Annotated in this window: 14 protein-coding genes; 8 read left to right on the top strand and 6 right to left on the bottom strand. The window is 65.3% G+C overall.

The features are described from left to right. Positions 1-2 precede the first annotated feature (2 nt). The 4 genes from EJA05_RS18190 to yddG all read left to right on the top strand — a co-directional run bounded on the left by EJA05_RS18190 (position 3) and on the right by yddG (position 5,418). Positions 3-1,223 carry a putative DNA modification/repair radical SAM protein gene (locus EJA05_RS18190; RefSeq protein ID WP_125859308.1) on the top strand — a complete coding sequence of 407 codons (1,221 nt, stop codon included), beginning with the start codon at positions 3-5 and terminating at the stop codon, positions 1,221-1,223. Then, positions 1,214-2,086, top strand: a complete 873-nt coding sequence (locus EJA05_RS18195) for a TIGR03915 family putative DNA repair protein (protein WP_125859309.1) — start codon at positions 1,214-1,216, stop codon at positions 2,084-2,086. The genes EJA05_RS18190 and EJA05_RS18195 overlap by 10 nt, the downstream gene beginning before the upstream one ends. A gap of 157 nt (positions 2,087-2,243) precedes the next feature. Then, the gene (locus EJA05_RS18200) at positions 2,244-4,415 is read left to right on the top strand and encodes a TonB-dependent siderophore receptor (protein WP_125859310.1); all 2,172 of its coding nucleotides are present in this window, start codon (positions 2,244-2,246) and stop codon (positions 4,413-4,415) included. Positions 4,416-4,518: 103 nt separating this feature from the next. Further along, complete coding sequence (yddG, locus tag EJA05_RS18205; protein ID WP_125859311.1) at positions 4,519-5,418, top strand: aromatic amino acid DMT transporter YddG; 900 nt, start codon at positions 4,519-4,521, stop codon at positions 5,416-5,418. On the opposite strand, the gene EJA05_RS18210 is transcribed toward yddG, so the two are convergent. The 5 genes from EJA05_RS18210 to EJA05_RS18230 form a co-directional block, all read right to left on the bottom strand. Next, complete coding sequence (locus tag EJA05_RS18210) at positions 5,360-6,016, bottom strand: helix-turn-helix transcriptional regulator (RefSeq protein WP_125859312.1); 657 nt, start codon at positions 6,014-6,016, stop codon at positions 5,360-5,362. The genes yddG and EJA05_RS18210 overlap by 59 nt on opposite strands. A gap of 16 nt (positions 6,017-6,032) precedes the next feature. Then, positions 6,033-6,665, bottom strand: a complete 633-nt coding sequence (locus EJA05_RS18215) for a hypothetical protein (RefSeq protein WP_125859313.1) — start codon at positions 6,663-6,665, stop codon at positions 6,033-6,035. A gap of 101 nt (positions 6,666-6,766) precedes the next feature. Further along, a complete protein-coding gene (locus tag EJA05_RS18220) occupies positions 6,767-7,246 on the bottom strand; it encodes a VOC family protein (RefSeq protein WP_125859314.1) in 480 nt (159 codons plus the stop codon). Between the two features lie 70 nt (positions 7,247-7,316). Beyond that, a complete protein-coding gene (locus EJA05_RS18225) occupies positions 7,317-8,150 on the bottom strand; it encodes an AraC family transcriptional regulator (protein ID WP_125859315.1) in 834 nt (277 codons plus the stop codon). 88 nt (positions 8,151-8,238) lie between these two features. Continuing rightward, positions 8,239-8,619, bottom strand: a complete 381-nt coding sequence (locus EJA05_RS18230) for a VOC family protein (protein WP_223277154.1) — start codon at positions 8,617-8,619, stop codon at positions 8,239-8,241. A gap of 106 nt (positions 8,620-8,725) precedes the next feature. On the opposite strand from EJA05_RS18230, the gene EJA05_RS18235 reads away from it, so the two are divergent. From EJA05_RS18235 to EJA05_RS18250, 4 genes are all read left to right on the top strand, one after another. Next, on the top strand, positions 8,726-9,328 hold the full coding sequence (locus EJA05_RS18235; RefSeq protein ID WP_125859316.1) for a hypothetical protein: 603 nt from the start codon (positions 8,726-8,728) through the stop codon (positions 9,326-9,328). A gap of 93 nt (positions 9,329-9,421) precedes the next feature. Then, on the top strand, positions 9,422-10,237 hold the full coding sequence (locus EJA05_RS18240) for a protein phosphatase 2C domain-containing protein (protein WP_125859317.1): 816 nt from the start codon (positions 9,422-9,424) through the stop codon (positions 10,235-10,237). Between the two features lie 136 nt (positions 10,238-10,373). Further along, a complete protein-coding gene (locus tag EJA05_RS18245) occupies positions 10,374-11,735 on the top strand; it encodes a hypothetical protein (protein WP_125859318.1) in 1,362 nt (453 codons plus the stop codon). Between the two features lie 161 nt (positions 11,736-11,896). After that, on the top strand, positions 11,897-12,469 hold the full coding sequence (locus EJA05_RS18250) for a ComF family protein (RefSeq protein WP_125859319.1): 573 nt from the start codon (positions 11,897-11,899) through the stop codon (positions 12,467-12,469). A gap of 90 nt (positions 12,470-12,559) precedes the next feature. On the opposite strand, the gene EJA05_RS18255 is transcribed toward EJA05_RS18250, so the two are convergent. Further along, a complete protein-coding gene (locus tag EJA05_RS18255) occupies positions 12,560-13,897 on the bottom strand; it encodes an OprD family porin (RefSeq protein ID WP_125859320.1) in 1,338 nt (445 codons plus the stop codon). Positions 13,898-13,971 lie beyond the last annotated feature (74 nt).

Raw genomic sequence — 13,971 nt, forward strand, 5'->3', positions numbered from 1 at the left:
GCATGCAACTGATCGCCAAACTCGGCATCCTCGCCGACGCCGCCAAATACGACGCTTCCTGCGCCAGCAGCGGCGCGCCCAAGCGCGGTTCGCGTGGCCGTGATGGGCTGGGCGCCACCGACGGAACAGGCATCTGCCACAGCTTCACCCCCGACGGGCGCTGCGTGTCGCTGCTCAAGGTGCTGCTGACCAACTTCTGCCTGTACGACTGCCAATACTGCGTCAACCGCCGTTCCAGCAACGTGCCGCGGGCACGCTTCAGCCCTGAGGAAGTGGTGCGCCTGACCCTCGATTTTTACCGGCGCAACTGCATCAGCGGGCTGTTCCTGAGCTCCGGGATCATCCGCTCGGCCGACTACACCATGGAGCAATTGATCCGGGTGGCGCGCCTGCTGCGCGAAGAGCACAACTTCCGTGGCTACATCCACCTCAAGACCATCCCGGATGCCGACCCGCTGCTGATCGAGGAGGCCGGGCGCCTGGCCGACCGGCTCAGCGTCAATATCGAACTGCCCACCGATGCCAGCCTCCAGCGCCTGGCCCCGGAGAAGCAGGCCAGCACCATCCGCCTGGCCATGGGCGTGATCCACCAGGGCCAGCAAGCGGTGGCCAACGAGCCTCGGGCGCCGCGCTTCACCCCCGCCGGGCAGAGCACCCAGGTGATCGTCGGCGCCGACGCCACCGACGACAGCACCCTGCTGCGCAACGCCGAATCGCTGTACCAGGGCTACGGCCTCAAGCGCGTGTACTACTCGGCCTTCAGCCCGATCCCCGACAGCCCCGCCAGCGTGCCCCTGGCGGCCCCGCCACTGCTGCGCGAGCACCGCCTGTACCAGGCCGACTTCCTGTTGCGCGGCTATGGCTACAAGGCCGGCGAGCTGCTGGGCGCAAGTGGCAACCTGGCGCTGGACATCGACCCGAAACTGGCCTGGGCGCTGGCCAACCGCGAGGTGTTTCCGCTCGACGTCAACCGCGCAGAACCGGCGCTGCTGGCGCGCATCCCCGGCATCGGCCTGCGCAGCGTGCAACGCATGGTGGCCCTGCGTCGCGAACGGCGGATCCGCTACGACGACCTGATTCAGCTGCGCTGCGTGCTGGAAAAAGCCCGCCCGTTCATTGTCACCAGCGACTACCGACCGGCCCAGGCCGAACTGCGCAGCGGGCTGTTGCGCGAGCGCCTGCGCGAACCCCAGGCCCCCGTGCAGATGGGGTTGTGGGGGTGATCGCGCTCGATTGCGACGACTGCTTCGCCACCTGGCGCGACCAGGCCAGGCGCCTGCTCGGCCACGGTATCGACCCGGCCGAAGTCACTTGGAGCCAGGGCCCGATGGACGACCTGCTGGCCGTCCCGGAGGCGCTGCCCGAAGGCCCAGGCCCCTTCCATGCCCGGGTGCCGGCGGCCTTGCTGGCCCAATTGGAGCAGGCCGGGCGCTACCGCGGTGAACAGCGCTGGAACCTGCTGTACGAAGTGCTCTGGCGCGTCGCCCACGGCGACCGCACCGCCATGCTCGCCGGCGACCGCCTGGGCAGCGAGCTGCAACGGCGCATCAAGCAGGTCGGCCGCGAAGCCCACCACCTGCATGCCTTCGTGCGCTTCGTGCCACTGCCTGCGGCGCTGGCCGAACACCTGCAGCTGGACCTGGTGGCCTACCACGAACCGGCCCACGACATCCTCGACAGTGCCAGCGGCCACTTTGCCGAGCGCCTGGGGCGCCAGCGCTGGCTGATCGCCACGCCCCGCGACGGCGTGCGCTACGACGGTGCGTCGCTCGAATACCAGCGGCGCTGCCCCGAAGCCTGGCAGCAGTGGGCGCGCACTGCCGAAGACCCCGACGCCGAGCTGTGGCTGACCTATTACCGCCACACCTTCAACCCGGCCCGGCTCAACCCCGACGCCTTGCGCCAGCATCTGCCCGGGCGGTTCTGGCGCCACCTGCCGGAAGGGCCGCTGATTCCGCAACTGGTGGGCCAGGCGCGCCACGGCAAGCAGCGGGATGGCCAGGCACGGGAAGTGGCGCAACAGCGTGGCAAACAGATCAGCGCCAGCCCCGCACGGCCTGTCAGGTCGCCTACCTCCGAGGCTTGAGCAGCGTGCGTTAGCCCTGCAAAAACCATTCGCCCGAATGGCAATTGTGAAAAATACGTCAAATTTATATCCGGCCGGGCTATGACCAGGCGAGGAATCCTGACAGACTTATTGCTAATCATTCTCATACGTACTAGCAGTAAGGATAAAGCCCGGCATGTCTCCGCTTCGCTTGCCCCGCCGCTTCACGCCCACGCGCAACCTGCTGGCCATGGCTGTCTGCATGGCCTCCCTGCCCCTCGCCGTCGCCGCCGAACCGCCGCAAACCGATGCACCGGCCGTGCTCGAACTGGGCGCCACGGCCATCAACGACAGCCGTCTGGGCAGCACCACCGAAGGTTCGCAGTCGTACACCACCGGAGCCATGTCCACGGCTACAAAGCTGCCGCTGACCATGCGCGAAACACCCCAGTCGGTGACCGTGATCACGCGCCAGCGCATGGACGACCAGGCCATGACCAGCATCAACGATGTGGCCAAGTACACGCCGGGCCTGTTCCTCAACCAGTCCAACGGCCCGGGCCGCCAGACCTACACCGCCCGTGGCTTTGACGTCGACAACATCATGTACGACGGCATCCCCAGCGCGTACACCGGCTGGGTGGTCGGCGCCCAGCCTAACCTGGCGATGTTCGACCGGGTGGAAGTGGTGCGCGGCTCCACCGGCCTGGTCACCGGCGCCGGCACCCCCTCGGCCGCCATCAACCTGGTGCGCAAGCGCCCATTGGCCGAGCAGAAAGTCACCCTGACCGGTGCCGCCGGCAGCTGGGACAACTACCGCGGCGAGCTCGACGCCTCCAGCCCGCTCAACGACAGCGGCACCCTGCGCGGCCGAGTGGTCACCTCATACCGCGACGCCAACGGCTTTCGCGATGGCCAGGAAGAAGATCACGGCCTGTTCTACGCCATCACCGAAGCCGACCTGAGCGAAGACACCACCCTCACCCTCGGTTTCTCCCACCAGAAGGACAAGACCAACTTCTTCTGGGGCGCCATCCCCACCGACCTCGGCGGCCATCACCTGGACGTGTCGCGCTCGTACAACCCGGGCACCGACTGGGAGAACAAGGACCAGGAGATCAACACCCTGTTCGCCGAAGTGCGCCACCGCCTGGCCAACGACTGGAAGCTGCAGGTCAACGCCAACTACAGCGAGCAGGACGCGCTGTTCCGCGGCTCGTACCAGTCGCGCTGGAACGCCGCCAAGACCCTGAGCCGGACGGTCTACCAGTCGAAACACGACGAGAACCAGCTGGGTCTGGATGCCTTCGCCAGCGGCCCGTTCCAGGCTCTGGGCCGTACCCACGAACTGGTGGTCGGCGCCAGCAAGCGCCTCTACGACATGAACCAGGACAACTACAGCCCGTACAACACCGACTACCCCCTGGGGGGCGGCAAGCCCGGCTTCGTACACACCAGCAACAACCGCTACCTGATCAATCAGGAAGGCGTCTACAGCACCACCCGCCTGAGCCTGGCCGACCCGCTCAAGCTGATCCTCGGCGGGCGCCTGGACTGGTACGACTACGACCAGCGCGACAACGACGCCGGCGACTACAAGGTCACCCGCAAGGTCACCCGCTACGGCGGCCTGATCTACGACCTGGATGACCACCACTCGGTCTACGTCAGCTACACCGACATCTTCACCCCGCAGGACGGGCGCGACGGCTCCGGCAAACCGGTAACGCCGATCGTCGGCAAGAACTACGAGGTCGGCATCAAGGGCGAGTACTTCGACGGCGCACTGAACGCCAGCCTGGCCGTGTTCCGCATCGACCAGGAAAACCGCCAGGTCGAGGTGAAACTGCCGGACTGCCCGCAACTGAGCTGCTACCAGGCCTCCGGCGAGGTGCGCAGCCAGGGCATCGACTTCGAACTGCAGGGGGCGCTGACCGAGCAGTGGCAAATCGGTGGTGGCTATACCTATGCCCGCGTCCACACCGTCAAGGACCAGAACAACCCGCAGAACATCAACAAACCGCTCAACTCCGACACCCCCGAGCATCAGTTCAAGCTGTACACCACGTACCGCTTCCAGGGCCCGCTGGAAAAACTGCGCGTGGGTGGCGGCGTCACCTGGCAGAGCCGCATGTACAACGACATCGCCCTGGCCGATGGCAGCAGCTACCGCTTGATCCAGGGCGCCTATGCGGTTACCGACCTGATGGCCGGCTACCAGGTCAGCCCGCAGCTGGACCTGCAGCTCAACGCCAACAACGTGTTCGACAAGCATTACTACTCGTCGATTTCCGAATCGGTGGACTACGGTGGCGACACCTTTGGCGACCCACGCAACTTCATGCTGACCGCCAAATACAGCTTCTGACATCCGCAGGCGCATGGATGCGCCGCTCCCCAGCTCTGTCGCCAGGCGTGGATACAAACTCTCTACCCGGTTAGACTCCGCGCCTTTTCCAGCGAGCCCGCCCATGGCCAGGATTACCGGACGCAACGCCACCCTCTGCGGCCTCGCCGCGATCCTGCTGTGGAGCACCGCCTCGGGCCTGATCCGCAGCGTCAGCCAGCATTTCGGCGCCATTGGCGGCGCGGCGCTGATCTACACGCTGGGCGCGCTGTTGCTGCTGGTATTGCTGGGCAAGCCACGTTTGCGCAAGGCCTCGCCCTGGTACCTGCTCGGCGGCTCGGCGCTGTTCGTCGCCTACGAGATCTGCCTGTCACTGGCGCTGGGCTATGCCCTGGACAGCACCCAGGCGATCCAGCTGATGGTGGTCAACTACCTGTGGCCGAGCCTGACCGTGCTGCTGGCGATCGTGATGAACCGCCAGGCGGCGCGCTGGTATATCGTGCCAGGCACCGCGCTGGCACTGCTCGGCATCCTCTGGGTGGTGAGCAGCGATGGCCTGTCGCTGGCCAGCGTGCTCGCCAACATTCGCTCCAACCCATTGGGCTATGGCCTGGCTGCCAGCTGCGCGATCACCTTCGCGCTGTACTGCAACATCACCCGCCGCTACGCCGACGGGCAGAACCATGTAGTGCTGTTCTTCCTGCTCACCGCGGCGGTGCTGTGGCTCAAGTACGCCATCAGCGCAGAAACACTGCCGGCCTTCAGTACCGGCGCCAGCCTGGAACTGCTTGGGGCGGGCCTGTCCATCGCCGGCGGCTACGCGTTGTGGAACTTAGGGATCCTGCGCGGCAACCTGACCCTGCTGGCCACCGCCTCGTACTTTGCCCCGGTGCTGTCGTCGGCGTTCGCCGCGCTGTGGCTCGGCGCGCACCTGGCCCTGCAGTTCTGGCAGGGTGCGTTGCTGGTTACCCTGGGTTCTTTGCTGTGCTGGCAGGCGACCCGCCAACCTCGCTCGGGCGCCTGACGGCGAAGCGGCACACCTGCCCACCGCGCAGCATGCATTCCAGGTGCTGCGCCTCGCCGCCCCCCAGGGCGCCGATCAGCGCCAGGTCCAGTTCGCACACCGACGGGTGCGCCTTGGCCAGGTGGTGGAACACGCAATTGTGGGCGACGATCTCCGGCTCACCGGAGGAGCGGAAGAACACCGCCGCTTCATAGCCGGCCTGGTTCATGTGCTGCACGATCCGCGCCTCATCGACCACCTCATGCTCAAGGTCGGCAGCCAGCTTGCGCCCCAGGCCACGCAACAGCGCCAGCAAGGCGTCGCTGCCAAGCAGGCCGGCGACCTCATCGATCAGCAGGTTGGCCAGCAGGGGGTACTGCCGCGGGAACAGCTCACGGGCCTGCTCGGTGAGCTGATGCAGTTGCTCCGGCCGGCGCCCAGTGGGCCGGGTGGCACCGCGTTGCACCAGGCCGTCGCGCTCCAGCGCCGCCAGGTGCTGGCGCACCGCGGTACGGGTGATCGCCAGCGCCTGGGCCAGGTCATCGATGCTCATGCCCGCAGGCTGGTGCAACAGCGCATACAGCAGGTCACGCTGGGTACGGCCCAATCCTTCCAGCATTGGCGCAGGCTCCTGTTCAGAATTTGTCGGGGAACTGCTTGACCAACGCCCCGGCCAGGGCGTCGGCCAACACCAGCATGTGTTGGCGCATCATCTGCCAGGTCTGTGCTTCACCGGCGTAGTCACGGGCCGCCAGCTGGTCGATCTGTGCCACATGGTGACCGCCATGGGCGCTGAGCAGGGTCAGCAAGGTCGGTTCGGGCAGGTAGGGGTTGGCCTTGGCCAGGAACCCTGCGATGGCCTTGGCGTTGCCCGACAGCTCGTTGACCGCCGCCTGCTGCCCGGCCTTGTCCTTGGCCACCGTGGCATCGCTGTAATGCTTGACCGCGCCCCAGTGCCCGGCCAGCAGCTTGAGCATCTGCTCCGCCGCCGGTTGGCCATACAACGGCGCCAGGCTGTTGGCGATGGTGGTGGCATTGCTCACCACCTGCCTGGCCGCCGTGTCGGCCTGGGCCTTGTTGCCGGCCTGGTTGGCAACGGCGTAGTTGCGCACCCAGAACACATGCTCGACCCACAGATCGCGCAACGCCAGGCGCGTGCTCAGTGCGGCAGGCTCGGCGGCGGGCGCATCGGTGCTGGCCAAGGCCTGGTTGAAAAGCGGCTGCGCGCACAGGGCGAGCAACAGCAGTGCAGCAATCTTGATGTTCATGACGACACCCTCGAAGTGGATGACCCCCAACAAGGGTAATTTAAGCATCAAAATATGTTTTTATTGGCCGAAGCGCTGGATTCGGACCAATGGTCCACGGCTCATCCCTTGATGGCTTTCTCGATGGTTGCGATGTCGATCTTGCCCATGTCCATCATCGCCTCCCAGGCCCGCTTGGCTGCCGCCCGGTCGCTGCCAGCGACGGCCTGGGTCAGCACGCGCGGGCTGATCTGCCACGACAGCCCCCATTTGTCCTTGCACCAGCCGCACACACTCTCCTGACCGCCGTTGCCGACGATGGCGTTCCAGTAACGATCGGTCTCCTCCTGGCTGTCGGTCGCCACCTGGAACGAGAACGCCTCGCTGTGGCTGAACGCCTTGCCGCCGTTGAGGCCGATGCAGGGGACGCCCATTACCGTGAATTCGACGGTGATCACATCGCCCTGCTTGCCTGACGGGTAGTCGCCGGGGGCCAGGTGTACGGCGATCACCTGGCTGTCGGGGAAGGTTTGGGCATAGAAGTTCGCGGCCTCTTCAGCGTCGTGGTCGAACCAGAGGCAGATGCTGTTCTTCGGGGTCATGGTCGGGGTTCCCGGGGCACGAGGTCCCACGAGTCTAGCCCCCCTGCCCGCCCGCACTGGCGGTGCGCGATCAGCGGCCGGCCAGGGGGATCCACAGGTCAACGTAACCGCCACCGTGAATCGGGTCGAAATCGGCGCTGTACAGCTCGAACTCCGGCGCATCGGCCGCCTGGTAGCCGGACGCCGGCAACCACTGATTGAACACGGTGTAGACCGTCTGGTGGATCATCGACACATGGCCCTGGTGGCGGAACACCGCATAATCCCGCGCCGCCAGCCGGAAGTGGCTGAAGTTCGGCGGCAGGTCGCCGGCGCGGGCCACCTCGACCCCGGCGATGTACTCGAAACTGCCGTCGTCGCCGGGGTTGCAGCACACCCCGTAGGTGGCGTCGCCGACCTGGCCGGGCACACGCCCGACGTAGGGGTCGAAAGCCTGCCACAGACCAGGGATGCCTTCGTTGCGCTCGAAGGTGAAGCGCCCGCCGAGGCCGGCGATGATGAAGGCATCGCGGTGTTCGAAACGCGGTTCGGCAAGCGGGATGAAGTCGAGGGTTTTCATGCGCAGGGGCTCCAGCAAGGCAGAGGGGTCGTGGGCCTGGCCGCGCAGCTGGCTCGGCGGCATGCCGAACAGCTCGCAGAAGGCCCGGGTGAACGCTTCGTGAGAGCTGTAGCCAGCCGCCAGCGCTACTTCAAGGATGTCCGGGCAGCCACCGCGCAGGGCCTGCGCGGCACGGCTCAGGCGCCGGGCCCGCACATAGCGCATCACCGGCCAGCCGGTGGCGGCGGCGAACTGGCGTGCCAGGGCGAACGGCGAAAGCCCGAAGTGCCGAGCGACACGGCCCAGATCCAGGTCGGTGTCCAGGGCCGTCTCGATGTACCACAGGATGTGTTCGATGCTTCGCATTCCCTTGCTCCTCAGTCAGCGCCGCCACACTACCAAGGGTGTTGGCGGACGACTTGATCGTTCTTGCGCGTAGTCATCGCAACCTGTTTCAGCGAGCCTGTCCTTCGGCTCGATGCTGACTGAAGGCCAGGTGGTAACCGTTGCAGTCACGCACCCCGAACTCTCGCGAACCGTGCGCCATGTCCTGCAACGGCCAGGCGATGTCGGCTCGCTGCTTGACTTGGGCGAAGTAGCCCTCGACATCATCGATGATCAGGTAAAAGGTGCCGGAGCAGGCCACCGGCTGCTGCCACAGGTCCTCTTGGGTGAACACCAGTGTGCAGTCATGCAGGCGTGCGGTGAGGGTCGACTGCGCACTGTCGCTGACACTGAAGCCGAGCACGTCGCGGTAGTAGTCGCGTGTGCCTTTCAGGTCGGTACAACGCACAAGCAGGGCAATGGGCATGCTGGCCTCGTCGATGAAATCCATGTGCTGCGGATCATCACTGTTAACACCCCAGGCGACAAGGGCTGGCAGCGGGCAGCGATAGTGGCACAATGCCTCGTTTGCCACCTGCCCCTATCAAGGAGGATTCATGTTGTCGCGCTCCATCCCGGCCATCCTGACACTGGCCGCCACACTGCTGCTCGGTGCCTGTGCCACAGCCCCGCAGCCCCCCGCTCCACCGCTTGGCCCCGTGCTGCCGAGTACACCGCAACGCAGCCAATGGATCGAACAGACCCTGGCCAAGGACCCGCTCGTCAAGCCCAAGGACAAACCGGCTGTCTATCCGAACAGCGACGAGACTGTGGCCAAGCTGCGCAAAGAGCGCAACCTGCCTGTGCCGGATGAGTATTGGGCACTGTACAAACAGAACCTCGACACCCTGCGCGCCGACATGCAACAGCAGAAGGTTACCGGGCGCGCCGCCTACATCGCTGTCTACACCGACCAGCTCAACCGCGCCGACGACCAGACCCTGCAACGCCTCGCCACTGCGCCCGACAGCCTGGACAAGGCCAGCAGCCGGGCCTGGACCCAACGCATGGTCGATCGCCTGCTGACCTACATGGCGGATGACAACAAGGCCACCGTCACTACCCTGCAAAATCACATGCAACGCATGGCACTGATGGACCGGCAATACAAGATCTGCGCGCTGTACAGCGACTGCTGGGACAAGCCACCGTCCAAATGACCTGGCCGGCGCCAGGTTTGACGCCGGGCGCCGCAGCGTTCAAGGTCGGTGCTGCACAGAGCAACCCAGCCTTTCCCTGACGCGGAGACCGCCATGCATTTCGACCTGATCCAGACCCTGAGCCTGGCCGGCAAGCCGGATGTGCCCAACGATGACCGCCTCGGCTGCGCCGAGCGCCATGCCTGGGTCATCGACGGTGCCACCGACCTCGGCCCAGCCGGCCTGCTCGGCGAGCGTGGTGGTGCGGCCTGGCTGGCGGGCGCGGCGCAGCGTGCCTTCGCTGGCGCTTGCGGGCCTTTGCAAGGTATCTGCGAGCAGGTATTCGACACCCTGGCCAAGGACTACGAGCAAGCCCGCCAACGCGTGCCGCTGGCCCCGTGGGAGCTGCCCCGCGCGGCCTTCGCTGCCGTGGCCCTGGAGGGCGACGAGCTGGTCTGCGCGCACCTGGCCGACTGCGTGGTGCTGCACCGTAGCGCCCAGGGCGTTGCCTTCCTCACCCCGGCCCCCGACCGCGAGGCCGAACGCGCCGAAGCCGCCGCCCTGGGCCCCGGCACCGGCGCCTTCGGTGTGCGCACACCGGCGGTGCTGGCCGACCGCCGCGCCGCCCGCGAACGGCCGCGGGCCGTGCTGGGTGTCGAACCCGAACAGGCCCGCGCCGGCACCGGCTACAGCCGCACCCCGGTAGCCAGGGGCGACGATGTGCTGCTGATGAGCGACGGCTTTGCCGCACTGTTCGACACCTACCGGGCCTACGACCCGGGCGCATTCATCACCCGCCTGCTGAGCCACGGGCTGGCCGACCTGGCCCAGACCCTGCGTGGCATCGAGCAGGACGACGCCGCCTGCGTGCGCTACCCGCGCTTCAAGATGAGTGACGATGCGTCGGCGATCTGGTTGCGGGTGGGCTGAGGCGACCACTGCATCATCAAGAAATGCCCTACAACAATTTGGGAAGCACTCAGGCGTTTGTGGCTTCACACCGTAATTCGCTTCCCTATGATTTCCCCAACGACGCTAGGTACCGTAGTCCAGGGGAGATTCAAGCTTGTCGGAACTTGAAAAAAAACTGCAGCACCTGACCGCAGAACAGATCGAAGTACTCTACGCGCAGTATCTCGCTGGCGAAAAAGTTTCCGTGCTGCTCGATCGCTATGCCATCGACCTGAAACCCACCCAGCTCATCAAGGCCCTGCCACCCCGACTGATCGAAGACCTCATCTGCCCATACTGCAACACGCCGCTGTTTCAGCGCCGCCCCGCCAAGTCCGCCCTGGGTGGGGCAAAGCAACCGGCGTTCTGCTCGCGCTGCGAGCACCAGCACCACTTCCCCTACTATCACCGCCCCCCTCAGGCGTGCCAGTGCAGCCCTTGCCAGCTGGCACGGGAGCAGGCGCGACTGCAGCGTGAAGCTGAGTTGCGCCAGCGCGTGCAAGCGTTCCATGGGCTGGAGGCTGTTACCCCTGTGCCATTTTCCAGCTTGAGCCTGACCCACAAGCTGCAACTGATGGCGTTGTTCGAAGCCCGCAGCGATTGGCGCCTCGACTGCCTTCTACCGGCACGGGCGGTGAAAGGTGATGCCTGCATCGCCCCGTCAGAAGCGATGGAGCAGGCAGTTCTGCAGTCGCTGCGCGAGGCAAAAGTGTTGATGGTTGATCCGACGTCGCCGCTCGATGCCTTCGATTCGGGGCCTACACCCACGCCCCGGTTCGATAGGGTCTACTGGCGGGTCAATGTCAGCTTGGGCGACGGGCAACGCACGAACCTCGCCGACTTGTACCGCGCCATCCATCGCGAACTGTCGCGCGGCCCCATGCCCGCCTGGCGCGAAGAGATTGCCGAGGCCATCCACACCCTCGCCTTAGAAGAGGTCTACGGCTATCTGGAAAGCTACTGCGCTGAACACAGCCTGCCCTTCCAGGCGTGGAAGAAAGGCCGTGAAGTCATCGCGCAGCTGCTGGAAGAGCTACCGGTATGCCAGGTCTGGTACCTCGCCAAACTGGCTGTGAACAATGCAGTCGTGTATTTCAACAAGGGCTCGGTGAGCAAGACCCAAGCCAGCAATGGCATCCCCAACAGCATGCTGGCGCTGGGGCAAAAGGCCGTGGAAGGTGCATGGACAACAAAATGGCACAAGCACAGCGTCAGGTCTCCCCGCTCCGGATTCAGCAAGGCCCTCCACGACCTGCTGCTCAAGCATGACGACTACGGTCGCGAGCGCAGGATTGGCAATTACATCACGGCACTACCGAGCGCAGCCTACGGCCCCGGCACTGCCGAAATCTGCTGCAGTGCCTGCGGTTCCCTGGCCATTCATGTGCAGACGAAGGTCAATGAGACCATCGTCAACTGCAAGGACTGCATGGCGAGATCGTTGCTCCCCACCGATGGCCATCGCCACCTTCAGTAGCAAAAATCACCTGCAATTCATGCGCGCCCAGAAAAGGACTACACGAAAAACGGAAAGCATGAAGTCGATCGCGGGCAAAGTCGGACTCAAAATGTTTCCGCGAACTACAAGAACAGCGGAAAAACTCCCGCTTCATCGACTCATGTACAAGGAAGCACGCAATGCTGATCCAGCCCCTCCCCTCCCACGGCCCTTGGGACCAAGGCATCAGCCTTGACCGACATACCGTGTTCAGCACCCCCATCGGCCTGAACGCACAGGGCCACATGCAGTTTGAGATCCTGCGCACCGACATCGGCGAGGCGCTGTTTCAGCTCAAACATCGCGACGACTACCGGCAGGTCGCCTTCCTCGCTCGTTCGGTGGCCGCCGCCTTGGCCGGGCAACGCTTCGACCTGGTCATCCCCATGCCCGCCAGCAGGCAGCGGCCCTGCCAGCCGGTCCACGAAGTGGCCAGGCAAGTGGCGGTGTTGCTGGGCAGCACCTACAGCGATCAGCTTTTGCTGAAGACCTGGCCCACCGCATTGATGTCCGACCTCGCCAACTATGAACAACGGGCCGAGGCACTGGCCGGCTGCTTCATCGTCAACGACACCCTGCGCCATAGCGCCGATGTGTTGCTGCTGGACGACCTGGTCGACACCGGTGCCTCGCTGGAGGCTGCCTGCACCGCCCTGCGCGAATGCGCCAGCATTCGCAGCATCTCGCTGGTTGCTCTGACGCGCCGGCACTGAACAGGCAAAAAAAAAGCGCCTCACGGAGGCGCCAAAACATTCACCTGTAACCAAAGGAGCGCGTGGGCTTCTAAAGGTGAATTCGATTGTTCACAGAATCGACAGCGGGTATTCGACGATCAGCCGCACCTCGTCCAGGTCAGACTCGAACGCCGTGGCCCGGGTGGTGGCCTGGCGCACCCGCAGTGACAGGTCCTTGGCCGCGCCGGTCTGCACCACGTACTTGACCTCGATATCGCGCTCCCAGCGTTTCTGGTCGGTGAGCGGGTCGCCGTTGCCGTCGCGGCGCATGTAGAAGGCGTTGGCGTTGCTGTAGTCGGCGTCGCTGCCACGCCCGTAACGGGTCATGAAGGTCAGCCCCGGCACGCCGTAGGTGGCCATGTTCAGGTCGTAGCGCAGCATCCAGGAACGCTCCTTCGGCGAGTTGAAGTCGCTGTACTGGATGGAGTTGTCGAGGAAGATCGAATCGGACTGGCGCAGGTAGTCGAAATCATCGTCGCCGTTGTTGCGCTGGTGGCTGAGCGCCAGGGTGTGGGCGCCGTAGCGCACGCCGAGCTTGGCGCTCCAGATATCGTTGTCGAACTGGCCGAGGCGCTGACGGCCTTCGTCCTTGGCGTTGTAAAAATTGAACCCGCCGATCAGCGCCAGCTCGTCGCTGAGCGGCCAGGTGACACTGGTGCCGGCGTAGTACTGGTTCCACACATCCTTCAGGCGGCTGCCGAACAGGCTGACGCTGACGTAGTCGTTGATCGAGTAGTCGCCACCGCCGTAGGCGATCCAGGGCGAATCCACCGGGCCGCCGTAGAAGGTCACGAAGTTGTCGCGCAGGTCGCTGGACACCGGCTGGCTCATGGCATGCAAGCGCCCGCCTTGCAGGGTCAGGCCCTTGAGGCTGGTGTTTTCCACGGTCACGCCACGGAAACTCTCCGGCAGCAGGCGCGAGTCGCCGGCGGCCACCACCGGGTTGGCCGGGAACACATCACCCACCCGCAGCACGGTGTCGTACAGGCGCAATTTGGCGGCGCCGCCGACCTTGCTGTACTCGTCCCGGGCCTGGCCGTCGCGGTCCACTGGCAACACATCGAACGAGCTGCGCCCGCCATTGCGCCCACCGCCGGTGTCGAGTTTGAGCCCGAGCATGGCGAAGGCATCCAGCCCCACGCCCACGGTGCCCTCGGTAAAGCCGGACTCGAAGCGGGTGATGATGGCGTGGGCCCAGGCCTCGGAGTAGCCGTTGGCGCTGTCCTTGCCGCTGTTGTAGGTCGGCGCCGGGCCGTCGCGGTGGTCACGGTTGAAGTAGAAGTTGCGGTTGAGCACATTCAGGCGGCTGCCTTCGATGAACCCCTCTTGCTGCGCGTCGCCGGCCCAGGCGGCGGGGCCGGCCATTGCCACCAGGGCGGCCAGGGAAAGTGTCGGACCGTTTCTCATGCGATGCTCCTTCGCTGCGGCTGTTGTAGTTGTACGGCCTCGGCGCTGGAGCGTCCCTGGTCTGGCCAGATGCG

It is taken from the genome of Pseudomonas oryziphila, assembly GCF_003940825.1.
GTDB lineage: Bacteria > Pseudomonadota > Gammaproteobacteria > Pseudomonadales > Pseudomonadaceae > Aquipseudomonas > Aquipseudomonas sichuanensis.

What these genes read in the sequence shown, in the direction of transcription:
- EJA05_RS18190 (WP_125859308.1), top strand. Translation starts at nt 3, where the DNA reads ATGCAACTGATCGCCAAACTCGGCATCCTCGCCGACGCCGCCAAATAC.
- EJA05_RS18200 (WP_125859310.1), top strand. Translation starts at nt 2,244, where the DNA reads ATGTCTCCGCTTCGCTTGCCCCGCCGCTTCACGCCCACGCGCAACCTG.
- yddG (WP_125859311.1), top strand. Translation starts at nt 4,519, where the DNA reads ATGGCCAGGATTACCGGACGCAACGCCACCCTCTGCGGCCTCGCCGCG.
- EJA05_RS18210 (WP_125859312.1), bottom strand. Translation starts at nt 6,016, where the DNA reads ATGCTGGAAGGATTGGGCCGTACCCAGCGTGACCTGCTGTATGCGCTG.
- EJA05_RS18215 (WP_125859313.1), bottom strand. Translation starts at nt 6,665, where the DNA reads ATGAACATCAAGATTGCTGCACTGCTGTTGCTCGCCCTGTGCGCGCAG.
- EJA05_RS18220 (WP_125859314.1), bottom strand. Translation starts at nt 7,246, where the DNA reads ATGACCCCGAAGAACAGCATCTGCCTCTGGTTCGACCACGACGCTGAA.
- EJA05_RS18225 (WP_125859315.1), bottom strand. Translation starts at nt 8,150, where the DNA reads ATGCGAAGCATCGAACACATCCTGTGGTACATCGAGACGGCCCTGGAC.
- EJA05_RS18230 (WP_223277154.1), bottom strand. Translation starts at nt 8,619, where the DNA reads ATGGATTTCATCGACGAGGCCAGCATGCCCATTGCCCTGCTTGTGCGT.
- EJA05_RS18235 (WP_125859316.1), top strand. Translation starts at nt 8,726, where the DNA reads ATGTTGTCGCGCTCCATCCCGGCCATCCTGACACTGGCCGCCACACTG.
- EJA05_RS18240 (WP_125859317.1), top strand. Translation starts at nt 9,422, where the DNA reads ATGCATTTCGACCTGATCCAGACCCTGAGCCTGGCCGGCAAGCCGGAT.
- EJA05_RS18250 (WP_125859319.1), top strand. Translation starts at nt 11,897, where the DNA reads ATGCTGATCCAGCCCCTCCCCTCCCACGGCCCTTGGGACCAAGGCATC.
- EJA05_RS18255 (WP_125859320.1), bottom strand. Translation starts at nt 13,897, where the DNA reads ATGAGAAACGGTCCGACACTTTCCCTGGCCGCCCTGGTGGCAATGGCC.